Raw genomic sequence first — 17,248 nt, forward strand, 5'->3', positions numbered from 1 at the left:
TTGCCGGGCATGAGGTCACCGCGGTTTCTCGAAGGGCTTGTCGAAGCTGATTTCCGGGTTCTGCCAGGGGCCCTTGACCTTGTACTGCACGCTGGCGAAGCGGGCGACCTTGTCGCCGAGCAGCTTGTCGGCTACGAACAGCGCGCCGCCGACGGCCGGGGCGCCGACGATCAGCGCGGCCAGCGGCAGGTTGTTGGTCACCGGCAGGGTCACCAGCAGCTTGGCATCGATCTGGTCGCGGGCCATGTCCAGGGTACCGTTCAGCTCCAGCGTGCTGGACGGGCCGACCACCCGCAACGGCTCGCGGGTCTGGAACACGCCATCCCGGCCGACCAGCAGCGCCTTGGTGGTGTCGTAGCTGAGGCCCTTGCCGAGCAGGTCGGAGAAGTCCAGGCGCAGGCGCCGGCCGATGGAATTGAAGTTGAGCAGGCCGAACACGCGCAGGGCGGAAGCCGAGCCCTGTACCTCGACGAACTGGCCCTTGCGCAGGCTGGCGTCCAGGCTGCCGGACATTCGCTCGAGGCTGATCCAGGCCGGCGAGCCCGGCCAGCGGATGTCGGCGTCTAGACGGAAGCGCTGGCTGGTGGCGCTGGGCGCATAGCCCCAGGCGCTCAACACGTCGGCCAGATTGCCGCCCTCGATGCGCCCCTTGTACCAGCTGCTACTGGACTCCGGTTCTCCCTCCCAACCCAGCTCGCCCCCCAGCTTCAGACCCTTGAGTTCCAGCGCCAGATCGCTGAAGCGCACGCCCCGGGGTGTCGGCCGCGCCTTGAGCGCCCAGGCACCGACCAGGGCATCGCCCTGCATCACCCTGGCGATGCGCACATCCAGCGCGGGAATCTCCCGCGGGTCTACGGCGGCCAGCAGGTCCGGCTTGTCCGGTTCCGGCTCGTCGGCCTTGTGAGGCTCGGCCGGCGGGAAGCTCAGGCGCGCCAGGTCGAGAACGATGGGCGCATCCTTGGTATCCGGCAGACCGACCCGCCCCTCCAGCAACGCACTGCTCAGGTCGAGCTGCCAGCCGGCCTCGGCGCGAGCCAGCTTGACGCCGAGCCGGTCGACCTGGGTACCGAAGCCATTGAAGCGCCCGATGGCGAGATCGGCGCCACGGAAAAAGCGCCGGTTCTGGCCATCGCCGGCCAGCCCCAGGTAAGGCTTGGCGGCGGCCTGCCAGGCATTCCAGTCCAGCTCTTCGATACGGCCGGTCACGCGCAGCCCCGGCTCCGAGGGCAACCTGGCCGGTTCGCCACCCAGGCGCAGTTCGCCCCGCCCTTGCAGCATCTGTCCCGCCGGCGCGGCCAGCGCCAGGCTGGCCACTTGACCGTAATCCAGCCAGTAGCGCCGCTCTTCGCCCTGCAGGGTCATGCGCCAAGTGCTGGGGCGGGCGTCGCCGGCCGCCTTGGCGAACGGTGGCGGCAGTTCCACGGCCAGGCCCTTGAGGTCGGACGCGATGCGCAGCTGGCTGTCGTTGCCATCCAATGCCAGGTCGAGCGTGTAAGGGATCTCGCCCTTGAGCGGCAGCGGCTGGGTGACGCCCAGCCAGCCGGTGAGCTGCGCCAGCGGCGCCTTGCCACTGACCTCGATGCGGGTGCGGGCGTTGCCGCGCGCACCCTCGGCCAGCGCACGACCACGCACCGCATGGCCCAGGGCACGAGCGCGGATGTCCGGAGCGCTGAGACCGGTGGCGGTGTTGAAGCGAAAGGCGCCCTTGATCTGGCTGAGGTCCAGCTTGGGCGTGGCGATCTGCAGTTGCGCGCCCTCGGTGGCGAAGTCCACCTGCACCTGGGGCTTCTGTCCCTTGGCCAGCGGAATGTCCAGCTTGAGCTTGCCGCTCAGCGGCCCCTTGCCCTGCCAGCCGGCGAAGATGTCGGCGGTGCCGATCGGCGCCTCCTGCAGGATCTTCAGCGCGTCCGGCAGGCTGCTGTCCAGCTCGCCGTTCAGGGCCAGGCGAGGCGGCTGGCCGTTGGCGGACTTGGGAATGGCGACCACCACGTCGCGCACGCGGCTGTCGAGGATGACGCCTTCGGGCACCCGTACGTCGACCCCGTCGTCCTCGATCAGCACCTCGCCGCGGGCTTCGCGCAGCGCCGGCCAGCCGGGCTGGAAGGCCAGTTCGGCGCCATCCACCCGGAAGTACAGGCTGATGCTGCGCGCGGCATCGGCCGCGTCCTTGGCCAGCGAGCCCTGATACTGGAACCAGCCGTCATCGATATGCCCGGCACGAATCGCCGTCTGCAGCCACTCGGCTAGCTGCGGGCTGAGGCCGGGCGAGCGCGTCGGCAGATACTTCTTGGCCTTCAGCGCGTCGCCGTCCTGCAGGCCGACGCGCAGGTCCATGTAGTCCTCCTGCTCCGGGTCCTTCCTCATCCGCACCAGGAAGTCGCCGGCGATCCGGCCCTCTTCGCCCACCACCTGCAGGTACGGGCTCTGCAGGGTCAGCCCCTCGTCGTTGAGTTCCCACAGCAGGCGGGCGCCCGCCTGGCGGTAGTGCCACATCTCGGGAAACAGATTGGGGAAGTGCAGGCCGAAGTTCTCGCTGGCGGCCAGGCCTTCGCCGCCGCCGAGGTCGCCGCGCACGCTGCCGCTGGCGTTCTCCACCGCCGGCACGCCCTGCCAGGCGCCGATGCTGACCTGTTCGAGGTTGCTGGAGAACTGCACGCGCTTGGCATCCGTCAGTTGCGGGCGATAGTCCAGCTGCAGGTTGCGCAGCGTGCCGCGGGGCCGCAGCGCGCCGAGTACCTCGGCGGCCTTGTCCGGTAGCGGTGCGACGGCCAGGATCAGCGGCGTCAGGGGCGTGAGGTCGAGGCGATCGGCGGACAGCCCCCAGCGTTCCACCTGGCCCGCCGCGTCCAGCTGCTGGGTCAGCGCCAGCTGCACTTCGCCCCAGCGGGTCTCGCCCAGACTCAGGGCCAGGGCGTCGACCAGCAGGTCGAATCCGTCGGCGCGACGCTCGAAATAGGCGCTCAATCCGATGTTGCTGAGCTCCACCGGCGCACGCTCGGCGTAGGCGCCACGCACCTGCGGCGCGTGCAGGCGGGCGGCGCCACGTTGCAGGCCACCGTCCACCCACTCCACCCAGAACTCACCGCCGGCGCGAGCATTTTCCAGCGTCCAGTCGCGGGTCAGCCCCTTGGGCAGCCAGGCCGCCCAGTCGCTCTGCGGCAGGCTCAGGTAGGCCTCGGCTGAACTGGCGCGCCAGTCCCTCTCGTCCAGGCGCACGTGCAGGTCGAGGGCCAACGGCTGGCCATCCGGCAGGCGCAGGCGGCCGTCCAGGCGCTGCCGCACGTTGCCGCTGCGCAGGGTCAGGTCGATGTAGGTGAGGCTCAGCGGCTCCTGCTCGAACGGCTCGAAGGTCAACTGGCTGCCGAGCAGCGAGACCTTCTGCACCATCTTCAGGCCGTCGATCAGCCGCTGCGGGTCCAGCGGCTTGGGCGGATCGCGGCGCGGCAGCCCTTCCACCGTCCAGCGTCCTTCGGCGTCCTGGCGCAGGCTCAGTTGCAGCCCTTCGACCTGCAGATTGGCCAGGCGCGGCTGGCGCGCCAGCAGGCTGTCCAGCACCGCCGGCACCACCCGCACCTGATCCAGGCGCACGGCGCTGTCGCCCTTGCCCAGCAGCACGTCATGGGCGGTGAGAACGGGGGCCAGACCGCGCCAGCCGCCTTCCAGGCTGCCGATCGACAGCGGCATGTCGAGCGCCGTGGCGGCGCGGGTCTCGATCTCGTCGCGGTATTCGGCCACCAGCGGCACCATCTGGCGCCCGAGGCTCACATAGAGCGCGGCGAGTACCAGCACCAGGGCACAGAGCCCCAGCGCCCAGCGCAGCAGGCGGGCGAGCAGGCTCATTCAGCGCCCCGGCTCAGAGCAGCACCACATCGTACTGTTCCTGGGAATACATGCTCTCCACCTGGAACTTGATGGTGCGGCCGATGAAGGCCTCCAGATCGGCGACGTTGCCCGATTCCTCGTCGAGCAGGCGGTCGACCACCTTCTGGTTGGCCAGCACCAGGTAGCCCTCGGCCTGGTAGGCACGGGCCTCGCGCAGGATCTCGCGGAAGATCTCGTAGCAGATGGTCTCCGGCGTCTTCAGCTTGCCGCGGCCCTGGCAGGCGCTGCACGGCTCGCACAGCACCTGCTCGAGGCTCTCGCGGGTGCGCTTGCGCGTCATCTGCACCAGGCCCAGCTCGGTGATGCCGATGATGTTGGTCTTGGCATGGTCGCGCTCCAGCTGCTTTTCCAGCGTGCGCAGGACCTGGCGCTGGTGTTCGCCGTCCTCCATGTCGATGAAGTCGATAATGATGATCCCGCCCAGGTTGCGCAGGCGCAGCTGGCGGGCGATGGCGGTGGCGGCCTCGAGGTTGGTCTTGAAGATGGTTTCCTCGAGGGTGCGGTGGCCGACGAAGGCGCCGGTGTTGACGTCGATGGTCGACATCGCCTCGGCCGGGTCGACCACCAGGTAGCCGCCGGACTTCAGCGGCACCTTGCGCTCCAGGGCGCGCTGGATTTCGTCCTCGACGCCGTACAGGTCGAAGATCGGCCGCTCGCCGGGATAATGCTCCAGGCGATCGGCGATTTCCGGCATCAGCTCGTCGACGAACTGGGTGATCTTGCCGAAGGTCTCCCTCGAGTCGATGCGGATCTTCTCGATCTTCGGGTTGACCAGGTCGCGCAGGGTGCGCAGCGCCAGGGACAGGTCCTCGTAGATCACCGAGGGCGTCGGCGCGGTCTTCATCTGGGCGGCGATCTGCTCCCACAGGCGGCGCAGATAGCGGATGTCGACCAGGATCTCGTCCTGGCCGGCGCCTTCGGCCGCGGTGCGCAGGATGAAACCGCCGGCCTCCTCGATGCCTTCGGCGGCGACGCAGTCGGCCACCACCTGCTTGAGGCGTTCGCGCTCGCCTTCATCCTCGATCTTCAGCGAGATGCCGACGTGAGCGGTGCGCGGCATGTAGACGAGGTAGCGGGACGGGATCGACAGGTGCGTGGTCAGACGCGCGCCCTTGGTGCCGATCGGGTCCTTGGTCACCTGCACCACCAGGCTCTGGCCCTCGTGGACCAGGGCGCCGATGGACTCCACGGCGCTGCCCTCGCGGTTGGAAATCTCCGCGGCGTGGATGAAGGCCGCGCGATCCAGGCCGATGTCGACGAAGGCCGCCTGCATGCCCGGCAGCACCCGCACCACCTTGCCCTTGTAGATATTGCCGACGATGCCGCGCTTCTGCGTGCGCTCGACATGCACCTCCTGCAGCACGCCGTTTTCCACCACCGCCACGCGCGACTCCATCGGCGTGATGTTGATCAGGATCTCTTCGCTCATGCGTCCTACTCTGCACGGCGCGACTGCTGGCCAGGGGCCGCCGCCATACGCTCTGATTGGGTCCGGCAGGTCAGGCCTGCCAGCATGGAATCCCGAACTTCTCCAGCAACTGCGCGGTTTCGCACAGCGGCAGGCCGACCACGGCCGAATAGCTGCCCTCGAGCTGGCTGACGAACACCGCCGCCAGCCCTTGAATACCATAGCTGCCCGCCTTGTCCCGCGGCTCGCCGGTGTCCCAGTACGCCTCGGCCTCGCCGGGGCGCAGCGCGCGGAAACGTACCCGGCTGGCCACCACCCGCGACTCGACGCGCTGCGCATCGACCAGCGCCACGGCGGTCAGCACCTGATGCTCGCGCCCGGACAGCGCGGCCAGCGTCGCCAGCCCATCGGCGCGGCTCTCCGGCTTGCCGAGGATGCGTCCGTCGAGCACCACGGCGGTGTCGGCGCCCAGCACCACGGCCTGGTCCTTGTCTTTTAGGGTCGTCAGACCGGCCTGCGCCTTTTCCCACGCCAGACGCTCTACATAGCGCTCCGCGGGCTCGCCGGGCAATGCCGTTTCATCGATGGAGGCGATTAGCGTGACGAAGGGCACACCGATCTGCGCCAGCAGCTCGCGCCGGCGGGGGGAACCCGAGGCCAGGTGAAGCATGGCCATGAGACATCTCCCTGTCGCAGGAATGGAGGGGAAAGGCGCGCTCAGCGCACGCCGAATCGCAGTTGCAGCCAGCGCAGGATGGCGAACACCCAGGGCCAGAGCAAGGCGCTGATCAGCGCCGGCAGCACGAAGGCCAGGGTCGGCGGCCGGTTGCCGGTCAGCGCGTTGAGCCACAGCTGCACCAGCTGGGCGATGCCGAACACCACCAGCAGCACCAGGCTCTGCTGCCACATGGGGAACATCTGCAGACGCCGCTGCAGCGAGAGGACCAGGAACACGATCAGCGTGAGGATCAGCGCGTTCTGCCCGAGCAGCGAGCCATACAGCACGTCCTCGATCAGGCCGACGGACCACGCGGTGATCATGCCGATGCGGTGCGGCAGGGCCAGCACCCAGTAGGAGAGGAACAGCGCCAGCCACAGCGGGCGGCCGATCTCCATGAATTGCGGCAGTGGCGCCACGCTGAGCAGCAGACCGAGCAGGAGGCTGGCCCAGATCATCCAGCCGTTGCGTGCCTTGGCCTGGACCATCATTGATTCTCCCGTTCGACGGCCGGAGCGGCGGGGGTGGCAGGCGCCGGAGCGGCCGCCGGTTGCGCCGGTGTCGGGGCGCTGGGTGCCGCTTCCGGCTGCACCGGCGTGGCGGGCGCAGGCTCGCCGGCGGCCTCGCGGTCGGCCGCTTCCTGGGCCTGGGCCGCCTCGGTGGCGCGCTCTTCAGGCGTGCGCTCGTCGGTGAACACCAGCAGCATGTAGCGGCTGCGATTGAGCGCCGCGGTGGGCACGGCGCGGACAATGGCGAAGGGCTGGCCGGAGTCGTGCACCACTTCCTTGACCGTGGCCACCGGATAGCCGGCCGGGAAGCGCTGGCCCATGCCGGAGCTGACCAGCAGATCGCCCTCTTTTATATCCGCCGTGTCGGCCACGTGGCGCAGCTCCAGACGCTCCGGGTTGCCGGTGCCGGCGGCGATGGCGCGCAGGCCGTTGCGGTTCACCTGCACCGGGATGCTGTGGTTGGTGTCGGTGAGCAGCAGCACGCGGGCGGTGTAGGGCATCACCTCGACCACCTGGCCCATCAGGCCGCGGGCGTCGAGCACCGGCTGGCCGAGGAACACGCCGTCGCGCTCGCCCTTGTCGATCAGGATGCGGTGGGTGAACGGATTGGGATCGACGCCGATCAGCTCGGTGACCAGCACGCGCTCGTCGACCAGCGCGGCGGAATTCAGCAGCTCGCGCAGGCGCACGTTCTGTTCGGTGAGGGTCGCCAGCTTCTGCAGCCGGCCCTGCATCAGCAGCCCCTCGGCCTTGAGCTTCTCGTTCTCCGCCATCAGTTCGCTGCGGCTGCTGAACTGCTGGGTCACGCCTTCCCACAGGGTCACCGGCAGGCGCGCGACGCGGTAGGCCGGCTCGGTGATCAGGCCGACCTGGGTACGCAGCGGCTGGAGCACCTCGAAACGCGCATCCACCACCATCAGCGCGACGGAAAGCACGACCAGCACCAGCAGTCGTACGCCCAGCGACGGTCCCTTGGCGAATAGCGGTTTGATGGCGAATCCCCTTCAGCTGGCGGCTAGAAAACACAAAGCCGGAAGGTTCGGCTTCCGGCTTCGGTATACCACGGGCACTGTCACTCGGTGGACAGCAGATCCATGGAGTGACGGTCCATCATCTCCAGGGCACGGCCACCGCCGCGCGCCACGCAGGTCAGCGGGTCTTCGGCGACGATCACCGGCAGACCGGTTTCCTGAGCCAGCAGCTTGTCCAGGTCGCGCAGCAGGGCGCCACCGCCGGTCAGCACCAGGCCGCGCTCGGCGATGTCCGAGGCCAGCTCGGGCGGGGACTGTTCCAGGGCGCTCTTCACGGCCTGAACGATGGTCGCCAGGGACTCCTGCAGAGCCTCCAGCACCTCGTTGGAGTTCAGGGTGAAGCTGCGCGGTACGCCTTCGGCCAGGTTGCGGCCGCGGACGTCGACTTCACGCACGTCGCCACCGGCGTAGGCGGTGCCGATTTCCTGCTTGATGCGCTCGGCGGTGGATTCGCCGATCAGCGAGCCGTAGTTGCGGCGCACGTAGGTGATGATAGCTTCGTCGAAGCGGTCGCCACCGACGCGCACGGATTCGGCGTAGACCACGCCGTTCAGCGAGATCAGGGCGATTTCGGTGGTGCCACCGCCGATGTCGACGACCATCGAACCGCGGGCCTCTTCGACCGGCAGGCCGGCACCGATGGCGGCGGCCATCGGCTCTTCGATCAGGAACACTTCACGGGCGCCGGCGCCGAGGGCGGATTCGCGGATGGCGCGGCGCTCGACCTGGGTCGACTTGCACGGCACGCAGATCAGCACGCGTGGCGAGGGCTGCAGGAAGCTGTTCTCGTGCACCTTGTTGATGAAGTACTGCAGCATCTTCTCGCAGACGCTGAAGTCGGCGATCACGCCGTCCTTCATCGGGCGGATGGCGGAAATGTTGCCCGGGGTACGGCCCAGCATGCGCTTGGCCTCGGTACCGACGGCGACCACACTCTTCTGGTTGCCGCTGCTGCGAATGGCGACCACGGAAGGCTCGTTCAGCACGATACCGCGCTCGCGGACATAGATCAGGGTATTGGCAGTGCCCAGGTCGATCGACAGATCGCTGGAGAACATGCCACGCAGTTTCTTGAACATGTGGAGATGAACCCTAGAGGGAGCGTGGTGAAAACGCTGGGTAAAAAAGTGCGGCAAACTCTAACAACGAGCGGCCTTTTGGGCAAGGCGCCGTCTATGCTAAATTGCCCGCTTTTCCGGGCCTTGCAGCCCACAAAACGCGGCATCTGACCGCCCCGCGCGGCAACCGTTCCCCGCCTGCTTCCGCCCGGTCACCCGCTCGATTCCTGGAGAAACACGATGGCGCTCGAACGCTCCGACGTGGAAAAAATTGCCCATCTGGCCCGCCTCGGCCTGAGCGAAGGCGAGATTCCGCAGACCACCGCCACCCTCAACAGCATCCTCGGCCTGGTCGACGCCATGCAGGCGGTCGACACCAGCGGCATCGAGCCCCTGGCCCACCCGCTGGAAGCCACCCAGCGCCTGCGCGCCGACGCCGTCACCGAGCAGAACCAGCGCGACGCTTACCAGGCGGTCGCTCCGGCCGTGGAAAGCGGCCTGTTCCTCGTGCCGAAAGTCATCGAATAAAAGGAAAGGGTTTCCCATGCATCAAATGACCCTGGCCGAGATCGCCCGCGGCCTGAAGGACAAGACCTTCTCCTCCGTCGAGCTGACCGAAAGCCTGCTGGCGCGCATCGCCCAGCTCGACCCGCAGCTGAACAGCTTCATCACCGTGACCGCCGACCTGGCGCGCGAGCAGGCCAAGGCTGCCGACGCCCGCCGCGCCGCCGGCGAGAGCGGCGCCCTGCTCGGCGCGCCGATCGGCCACAAGGACCTGTTCTGCACCCATGGCGTGCTGACCAGTTGCGGCTCGAAGATCCTCACCGGCTTCAAGGCGCCCTACGACGCCACCGTGGTCGACAAGCTGGCCGCCGCCGGCAGCGTCACCCTGGGCAAGCTGAACATGGACGAGTTCGCCATGGGCTCGGCCAACGAGTCCAGCCACTACGGCGCGGTGAAGAACCCCTGGGACCTGACCCGCGTGCCGGGCGGCTCCTCCGGTGGCTCCGCCGCCGCCGTGGCCGCGCGCCTGCTGCCGGCCGCCACCGGCACCGACACCGGCGGTTCGATCCGCCAGCCCGCCGCGCTGACCAACCTCACCGGGATCAAGCCGACCTACGGCCGCGTCTCCCGCTGGGGCATGATCGCTTACGCCTCCAGCCTCGATCAGGGCGGCCCGCTGGCCCGCACCGCCGAGGATTGCGCACTGATGCTGCAGGCCATGGCCGGCTTCGATCCCAAGGACTCGACCAGCGTCGATCAGCCGGTCGATGACTACCTGGCGGCCCTGAGCCAACCGCTGGCCGGCCTGCGCATCGGCCTACCCAAGGAATACTTCGGCGCCGGCCTCGACAGCCGCATCGCCGACGCCGTGCTGGCGGTGGTCGAGGAGCTGAAGAAGCTCGGCGCGACCGTCAAGGACATCAGCCTGCCGAACATGCAGCACGCGATTCCCGCCTACTACGTGATCGCGCCGGCCGAGGCCAGCTCCAACCTGTCGCGCTTCGACGGCGTGCGCTTCGGCTACCGCTGCGAGAACCCGGTCAACCTCGAAGACCTGTACAAGCGCTCGCGCGGCGAAGGTTTCGGCGCGGAAGTCAAACGCCGCATCATGGTCGGCACCTACGCCCTGTCCGCCGGCTACTACGACGCCTACTACATCAAGGCCCAGCAGATCCGCCGCCTGATCAAGAACGACTTCGTCGCCGCGTTCAACGACGTCGACCTGATCCTCGGCCCGACCACGCCGAACCCGGCCTGGAAGCTCGGCGAGAAGAGCGCCGATCCGGTCTCGGCCTACCTGGAAGACATCTACACCATCACCGCCAACCTCGCCGGCATCCCGGGCCTGTCCATGCCCGCCGGCTTCGTCGACGGCCTGCCGGTCGGCGTGCAGCTGCTCGCCCCCTACTTCCAGGAAGGTCGCCTGCTCAACGTGGCGCACCAGTACCAGCAAGTATCCGACTGGCACACTCGCGCCCCGGCCGGCTTTTAAGTCATGGCGAAGCCATGCGGCCCCGCCCCCTCGCCCCTTCACAGGGGCGGGAGAGGATTGCCGCAGGCCACACAGGATTGAGGAACACGCACATGCAATGGGAAACCGTGATCGGGCTTGAGATCCACGCTCAGCTCAGCACCCAGTCGAAGATTTTCTCTGGCAGCGCCACCACCTTCGGCGCCGAGCCCAACACCCAGGCCAGCCTGATCGACCTCGGCATGCCCGGCACCCTGCCGGTGCTCAACGCCGAAGCCGTGCGCATGGCCTGCAAGTTCGGCCTGGCCATCGACGCGTATATCGCGCCGAAGAACATCTTCGCCCGCAAGAACTACTTCTACCCGGACCTGCCCAAGGGCTACCAGACCAGCCAGATGGACGACCCCATCGTCGGCAAGGGGCATCTGGACATCACCCTGGAAGACGGCACCGTCAAGCGCATCGGCATCACCCGCGCGCACCTGGAGGAAGACGCCGGCAAGAGCCTGCACGAAGACTTCCATGGCATGAGCGGCATCGACCTGAACCGCGCCGGCACCCCACTGTTGGAAATCGTCTCCGAGCCGGATATCCGTTCGGCCAAGGAAGCCGTAGCCTATGTGAAGGCCATCCACGCCCTGGTGCGCTACCTGGGCATCTGCGACGGCAACATGGCCGAAGGCTCGCTGCGCTGCGACTGCAACGTTTCGGTACGACCGAAAGGCCAGGCCGAGTTTGGCACCCGCGCGGAGATCAAGAACGTCAATTCGTTCCGCTTTATCGAAAAGGCGATCAACCACGAAGTGCAGCGCCAGATCGAGCTGATCGAGGACGGCGGCAAGGTGGTGCAGGAAACCCGCCTGTACGACCCGAACAAGGATCAGACCCGCTCCATGCGCAGCAAGGAAGAAGCCAACGACTACCGTTACTTCCCCTGCCCGGACCTGCTGCCGGTGGTGATTGAGCAGAGCTTCCTCGACGAAGTACGCGGCCAACTGCCGGAACTGCCGACACAGAAGCGCGAGCGCTTCGAGTCACAGTTCGGCCTGTCCACCTACGACGCCAGCGTATTGAGCGCGAGCCGCGAGCTGGCCGACTACTTCGAAGCCGTCGAAAAGACCTGTGGCGACGCCAAGCTGGCCGCCAACTGGGTGATGGGCGAGCTGTCCAGCCTGCTCAACAAGGACAACCTGGAGATCGAACAGTCGCCGGTGTCCGCCGAGCAGCTCGGTGGCATGATCCTGCGCATCAAGGACAACACCATCAGCGGCAAGATCGCCAAGATGGTGTTCGAGGCCATGGCCGAGGGTAGCGGCGAGTCCGCCGATGCCATCATCGAGGCCAAGGGCCTGAAGCAGGTGACCGACTCTGGCGCCATCGAGAAGATGCTCGACGAAGTGCTCGCAGCCAACGCCGAGCAGGTCGAGCAGTACCGCGCCAGCGACGAGGCCAAGCGCGGCAAGATGTTCGGCTTCTTCGTCGGCCAGGCCATGAAGGCTTCCAAGGGCAAGGCCAATCCGGGCCAGGTGAACGAACTGCTGAAGAAGAAGCTCGAAGGCTGAGAGCGCAACGCCGGGATGCCCCGGCGTTCTTCTTTTCGGGAGCCGCCATGCGCAAGATCGTGACCCTCCTCCTGCCCCTGGCGCTGCTGGCCGGTTGCGCCAGCCAGCCCACCGGGCAGCGTCCGCCGCCCACGCCGGCGCCGCACGGCCAACCCTCGGTCGAGCCGTCCGCGCCTGTCGAAGCGGCCGCCCCCAAGCCGAGCTACCGCGCCAAGGGCAAGGCCTCCTACTACGCCTCGCGCCACCACGGCCGGCGCACCGCCAATGGCGAACGGTTGAACAACAACGCCCTCACCGCCGCCCACCGCGAGCTGCCGTTCGGCACGCGGGTGAAGGTCACCAACCTGGCCAACGATCGCTCGGTGGTGGTGCGCATCACCGACCGCGGCCCACACACCCGCGGGCGCCTGATCGACCTGACCCAGGCCGCCGCCCGGGAGCTCGGCATGCTGCGCGCCGGGGTGGCCCAGGTGCGCGTGGAAAGCCTGGACTGAAGCCAGACGCAACACTCCAAGCGGGCGAGCAACGGCCCGGCTTGGGTATGCTGTGCCGATTTGTGCAAGGAGCCCCCGCATGTCCCCCATGACTTACGTCTATCTGCTCGCCGGCCTGGTGCTGCTGGTCGTCGGCGCCGAGGTGCTGGTACGTGGCGCCGCGCGCCTCGCCGCACAGTTCGGCATTCCACCCCTGATCATTGGTCTGACCGTGGTCGCGTTCGGCACCAGCGCGCCGGAAACCGCGGTCAGCGTGCAGGCGGCCTGGAACGGCAGCGGCGACCTGGCCATCGGCAACGTGGTCGGCAGCAACATCGCCAACGTCCTACTGATCCTCGGCATCACCGCGCTGGTGGCGCCGCTGCTGGTGTCGCGCCAGCTGATCCGCCTGGACGTGCCGATCATGATCGGTGCCAGCCTGCTCACCTTCGCCCTGGCCTGGGACGGCAGCCTGAGCCGCCTGGACGGCGCCCTGCTGTTCGCCGGCGTGGTCGCCTACACCGCGTTCCTCATCATCAGCAGCCGCCGCGAAAGCAAGACCGCGGGCGCCGACGAGTTCGACACCGAGTACGGCCTGCACGACGCGCCCAAGCCCTACGCCTGGGCGATCAACGCCGGCCTGGTGATCGTCGGCCTGGCCCTGCTGGTGGGCGGCTCAAACTTCCTGGTCGAGGGCGCCGTGCAGCTGGCCCGCGCCCTGGGCATGTCGGAACTGGTGATCGGCCTGACGGTGGTCGCGGTCGGCACGTCGCTGCCGGAACTGGCCACCTCGGTGATGGCCGCCTTCAAGGGCGAGCGTGACATCGCCGTGGGCAATATCGTCGGCAGCAACATCTTCAACCTGTTCTGCGTGCTGGGTCTGGCCTCGCTGGTATCGCCGACCGCCATCCCGGTGGCGGCCAACGCCCTGGCCTTCGACTTCCCGGTGATGATCGCGGTGGCCATCGCCTGCCTGCCGATCTTCTTCAACGGCTACAGCATCAACCGTTGGGAAGGTGCGCTGTTCATCGCCTACTACGCGCTGTACACCGCCTACCTGATCATGAACAGCAACGGCGCGCCCTGGCTCGGCGCGTTCCAGCACGCCATGCTGACCTTCGTCCTGCCGCTGACCGCCGTCACCCTGATGGTGATCGGCGCCCGCGCCTGGCATCGCCAGCGCTGATGATCGGAGCTTTTAGATGAGTGATAACGCCAGCGCCGGCGAGCAGGTTCGCCGGCAGGTGATGGGCGACGCCTTCGTCGACCGCGCCCTGAACAATGCCACCGAGTTCACCCGGCCGCTGCAGGAGTTCGTCAACGAACACGCCTGGGGTGGCGTCTGGACCCGCGAAGGCCTGGACCGCAAGACCCGCAGCCTGATCACCCTCGCCACCCTCACGGCGCTGAAATGCCCGCAGGAGCTCAAGGGCCATGTGCGCGGCGCGCTGAACAACGGCTGCACCGTGGAAGAAATCCGCGAGGCGCTGCTGCACTGCGCCGTGTACGCCGGCGTACCGGCGGCCATCGACGCATTTCGCGCGGCCCAGGAAGTGATCGAGCAGCAATCGTAAGGTGTGCCATGGCGCCGTCTCGCCAATCGCCCGGGCGGTGCGCGCGGCGCCCCTACCTCAGATCCAGCCGCCCCACTGCAGCACGAACAGGCCGAGGTTGGTCGTCACCACCGCCATCAACGTGGTGATGACGATGATCGCCGCCGCCAGCTCGGCGTTGCCGCCGGAGGCGCGGGCCATCACGTAGCTGGCGGCCGCGGTGGGGCTGGCGAAGTAGAGGAAGAGGATGGCCAGCTCGGCCTCGCGAAAGCCTATGAAGAAGGCACCGGCGGTCGCCAGGATCGGCAGCCAGACCATCTTCATCAGACTCGCGCCCACAGCCACCGCGCCGCTGGCGCGCAACGAGGCCAGTGACAGGGTGCCGCCGATGCAGATCAGCGCCAGCGGCAGGGTCAGCTCGGCCAGATACTGGCCCGAGGTGGTCAGCCACCCCGGCAGACGAATCTGCCAATAGGCGAAGGGAATCGCCGCCAGCACGCCGATGATCAGCGGGTTGCTCAGGATGCTCTTGAGGATGCTCCAGGGGCTGGCCTTGGCGTTCGGGTTGTAGACCTCCAGCACGATCACCGAAAGGGTGTTGTAGCAGAGGATCACCACGCCACCGAGGATGCCGCCCAGCGACAGGCCGTACTCGCCGTACAGGCTGGTCGCCAGCGCCAGCCCGACGATGCCGTTGTTGCCGCGGAACGAGCCCTGCACGTAGACACCGCGCTCGGCCCGCGGCACCCGCAGCAGCGCCCAGCCCCACGCCAGCAGGAAACCGGCCACCGAGGCCAGCACGAAATAGCCGAGCAGGGTCGGCTGCAGCGCGGTGGAGAGGTCGGCGTGGAGAATGGCGAGGAACAGCATCACCGGCATGCTGACGTGGAACACCAGCGCCGACGCGGTGTTGATGAAGTGCGTGTCGATCAGGCGCAGACGCTTGAGGCCCATGCCGAGGAACAGCATGGAGAAGACCGGCGCGGTGATGGCCAGGGTCTGCTGGAAGACGTCGAACATGACAATCCTGACTACATGGTTAGGTAGCTAATGATAGCCGCTGCAGCCGGGACCGTGGGCATTCGGCGGACGCGAACGCATCCGCCGACTCTTCTATCGCCGAACCGGACGCTTCTGCAACTTGCGCTGCAGGGTGCGGCGGTGCATGCCGAGGGCGCGGGCGGTGGCGGAGATGTTGCCGTCGTGCTCGGACAGCACGCGCTGGATGTGCTCCCACTGCAGGCGGTCCACCGACATGGGGTTTTCCGGCACCAGGGTGGTGAGGTCGGCGTGCTCGGAGAGCAGCGCGGTGAGCACATCGTCGGCGTCGGCCGGCTTGCACAGGTAGTTGGTGGCGCCGCGCTTGATCGCCTCCACGGCGGTGGCGATGCTCGAATAGCCGGTGAGGATCACCACGCGCATCTCGGCATCCAGCTCCAGCAGCTTGGGCAGCAGCACCAGACCGGAATCGCCTTCCATCTTCAGGTCGAGCACCGCGTAGTCGGGCAGGTCGTCCCGGGCCAGGACCAGGCCTTCCTCCGCCGAGTTGGCCACGCTCACGCGCAGGCCGCGACGCTCCATGGCGCGGGCCATGACGCGGGTGAAGGTGGGATCGTCGTCCACCAGCAGCAGGTGCGGTTGTTCTTCCTGCTCGTTGAGCTGTTCGTCAGACATGATGGTCTCCCCTGGGCAGGCACAGTTCCGTCAGCGTGCCGCCCTCTTCGTGGTTGTAGAGTTTCACCGAGCCGCCGGCCCGCGTCACGCTGGCCTGGCTGAGGAACAGGCCGAGGCCGAAGCCCTTGCCCTTGGTGGTGAAGAACGGCCGGCCGATCTGCTCGGCGATGGCCAGCGGCACGCCGGCACCGTGGTCGCGGATGCTCAGCCGCGTCCACTGCTCGTCCCAGTCGAGGCGGATGTCGAGCTTGTCGGGGCAGGCGTCGGCGGCGTTGTTCAGCAGGTTGAGCAGGGCCTGGGTCAGGTCGGCAGGCGGCAGCAGGCGCGGCACCGGGCCGGCGCCCAGGCACTGGAAGCGGTAGGTGGCCTCGGGGCGCATCAGGTGCCAGCGGTTCAGCGTCGCCTCCAGCCACTGCACGGCGGTCTGCTCTTCCACCGCCTGCCGGCGTTCGGCCTCGGCGGCGCGCACCAGTTGCTGCAGGGTGTCTTTGCATAGCTTGACCTGCTCCTGCAGCAGCGCCAGGTCGTCCTGCAGGGCAGGCTTGTCACGGTATTCCTGGCGCAGCTCCTTGAGCAGCACGCTCATGGTCGCCAGCGGCGTGCCCAGTTCGTGGGCGGCGCCGGCGGCCTGGGTGGCCACGGCGAGCAGCTGCTGATCGCGCATGCCCTCCTCGCGACGCAGCGCCTGCAGCTCGTCCTGGCGACGCAACGCACCGGCCATCTTGGCGGCGAAGAAGGTGATCAGCACCGCCGCCATGGCCACCGACAGCCACATGCCGTAGATCAGCAGCGATTCGCGCTGCGGCAGCGGTATGTTCAGCGGATGCGGCCAGAACAGCAGCACGCTGTAGCCGGCCAGACCGAGGCCGCAGAGGACCATGGTGTTGAGCCAGGGGAGCGTCGCCGCGGCGATGGTCAGCGGTACTAGGTAGTAGGAAACGAAGGGGTTGGCCGGCCCGCCCGAGTAGTACAGCAGCACGCTGTGGATCACCAGGTCGCAGGCCAGCTGCGCGGTGTACTCCAGCTCGGTCACCGGCCAGGGACCGCGCATGCGCAGCGCCGTGGTCAGGCACAGGCCGAGGGACACGCCGAGGGTGATGCACAGCGGCAGCCAGGGCAGCGGCAGCAGGCCGGTGAGGTAGGCGATGCCCACCGAGCCGGCCTGGGCGGCGAGCACCAGCACGCGGATGAGCGTCAGACGCCAGAGATTCTGGCGGCTGGCGGAGAGCAACTGGACGGGGGCGTACATGGATGTCTGCGGCATGGGGCGAGTATAACCAGAGCTCCGGGGCGGCCGTCTGCCTGCGGCAACCGGACGCAGCGCGAACCGCCCGGCAATGCTGGCAAAGAAATCTGCGAACGCCGCTTAACCCGAATAGTCTGACCCCTTCGTCAACTACCAGGA

General features: G+C 67.9%; 15 protein-coding genes. 6 read left to right on the forward strand and 9 right to left on the reverse strand.

The features are described 5' to 3' along the window. Nucleotides 1–15: 15 nt before the first annotated feature. The 6 genes from NF616_RS17595 to mreB all read right to left on the reverse strand — a co-directional run bounded on the left by NF616_RS17595 (nucleotide 16) and on the right by mreB (nucleotide 8,627). Nucleotides 16–3,840, reverse strand: a complete 3,825-nt coding sequence (locus NF616_RS17595; RefSeq protein ID WP_252274708.1) for a YhdP family protein — start codon at nucleotides 3,838–3,840, stop codon at nucleotides 16–18. A gap of 13 nt (nucleotides 3,841–3,853) precedes the next feature. Continuing rightward, nucleotides 3,854–5,311, reverse strand: a complete 1,458-nt coding sequence (gene rng / locus NF616_RS17600) for a ribonuclease G (protein WP_252274710.1) — start codon at nucleotides 5,309–5,311, stop codon at nucleotides 3,854–3,856. Between the two features lie 70 nt (nucleotides 5,312–5,381). Next, complete coding sequence (locus tag NF616_RS17605; RefSeq protein WP_252274712.1) at nucleotides 5,382–5,966, reverse strand: Maf family protein; 585 nt, start codon at nucleotides 5,964–5,966, stop codon at nucleotides 5,382–5,384. A 41-nt stretch (nucleotides 5,967–6,007) separates the two neighbouring features. Then, the gene (gene mreD / locus NF616_RS17610; RefSeq protein ID WP_252275068.1) at nucleotides 6,008–6,496 is read right to left on the reverse strand and encodes a rod shape-determining protein MreD; all 489 of its coding nucleotides are present in this window, start codon (nucleotides 6,494–6,496) and stop codon (nucleotides 6,008–6,010) included. Beyond that, entirely contained in the window at nucleotides 6,496–7,461 is a 966-nt protein-coding gene (mreC, locus tag NF616_RS17615; RefSeq protein WP_252274714.1) for a rod shape-determining protein MreC, read from the reverse strand. Before mreC ends, mreD begins: the two co-directional genes overlap by 1 nt. 128 nt (nucleotides 7,462–7,589) lie before the next feature. Continuing rightward, complete coding sequence (mreB, locus tag NF616_RS17620) at nucleotides 7,590–8,627, reverse strand: rod shape-determining protein MreB (protein ID WP_021701292.1); 1,038 nt, start codon at nucleotides 8,625–8,627, stop codon at nucleotides 7,590–7,592. Nucleotides 8,628–8,846: 219 nt separating this feature from the next. Here mreB and gatC point away from each other — a divergent pair, with 219 nt between their 5' ends. From gatC to NF616_RS17650, 6 genes are all read left to right on the forward strand, one after another. After that, nucleotides 8,847–9,134 carry an Asp-tRNA(Asn)/Glu-tRNA(Gln) amidotransferase subunit GatC gene (gatC, locus tag NF616_RS17625; RefSeq protein WP_252274715.1) on the forward strand — a complete coding sequence of 96 codons (288 nt, stop codon included), beginning with the start codon at nucleotides 8,847–8,849 and terminating at the stop codon, nucleotides 9,132–9,134. A 16-nt stretch (nucleotides 9,135–9,150) separates the two neighbouring features. Next, nucleotides 9,151–10,602, forward strand: a complete 1,452-nt coding sequence (gene gatA / locus NF616_RS17630) for an Asp-tRNA(Asn)/Glu-tRNA(Gln) amidotransferase subunit GatA (protein ID WP_252274717.1) — start codon at nucleotides 9,151–9,153, stop codon at nucleotides 10,600–10,602. A 92-nt stretch (nucleotides 10,603–10,694) separates the two neighbouring features. Then, a complete protein-coding gene (gene gatB / locus NF616_RS17635; RefSeq protein WP_252274720.1) occupies nucleotides 10,695–12,143 on the forward strand; it encodes an Asp-tRNA(Asn)/Glu-tRNA(Gln) amidotransferase subunit GatB in 1,449 nt (482 codons plus the stop codon). A 47-nt stretch (nucleotides 12,144–12,190) separates the two neighbouring features. Continuing rightward, complete coding sequence (locus NF616_RS17640) at nucleotides 12,191–12,637, forward strand: septal ring lytic transglycosylase RlpA family protein (protein WP_252274721.1); 447 nt, start codon at nucleotides 12,191–12,193, stop codon at nucleotides 12,635–12,637. Nucleotides 12,638–12,716: 79 nt separating this feature from the next. Further along, nucleotides 12,717–13,802 carry a calcium/sodium antiporter gene (locus tag NF616_RS17645; RefSeq protein WP_252274723.1) on the forward strand — a complete coding sequence of 362 codons (1,086 nt, stop codon included), beginning with the start codon at nucleotides 12,717–12,719 and terminating at the stop codon, nucleotides 13,800–13,802. Nucleotides 13,803–13,818: 16 nt separating this feature from the next. Continuing rightward, nucleotides 13,819–14,190: a carboxymuconolactone decarboxylase family protein gene (locus tag NF616_RS17650; protein ID WP_252274725.1), complete on the forward strand. Its 372-nt coding sequence runs from the start codon at nucleotides 13,819–13,821 to the stop codon at nucleotides 14,188–14,190. Nucleotides 14,191–14,247: 57 nt separating this feature from the next. Here NF616_RS17650 and NF616_RS17655 read toward each other — a convergent pair whose 3' ends face one another. The 3 genes from NF616_RS17655 to NF616_RS17665 form a co-directional block, all read right to left on the reverse strand. Then, nucleotides 14,248–15,189 (reverse strand): AEC family transporter, encoded by a 942-nt coding sequence (locus tag NF616_RS17655; RefSeq protein ID WP_252274726.1) that lies wholly within the window; start codon nucleotides 15,187–15,189, stop codon nucleotides 14,248–14,250. A 93-nt stretch (nucleotides 15,190–15,282) separates the two neighbouring features. After that, entirely contained in the window at nucleotides 15,283–15,843 is a 561-nt protein-coding gene (locus NF616_RS17660) for a response regulator transcription factor (RefSeq protein WP_252274728.1), read from the reverse strand. After that, a complete protein-coding gene (locus NF616_RS17665) occupies nucleotides 15,836–17,092 on the reverse strand; it encodes an ATP-binding protein (protein WP_252274730.1) in 1,257 nt (418 codons plus the stop codon). The genes NF616_RS17660 and NF616_RS17665 overlap by 8 nt, the downstream gene beginning before the upstream one ends. Between the last annotated feature and the right edge of the window lie 156 nt (nucleotides 17,093–17,248).

It is taken from the genome of Pseudomonas subflava, assembly GCF_023823685.1.
In the GTDB taxonomy this organism is placed as follows: Bacteria; Pseudomonadota; Gammaproteobacteria; order Pseudomonadales; family Pseudomonadaceae; genus Aquipseudomonas; species Aquipseudomonas subflava.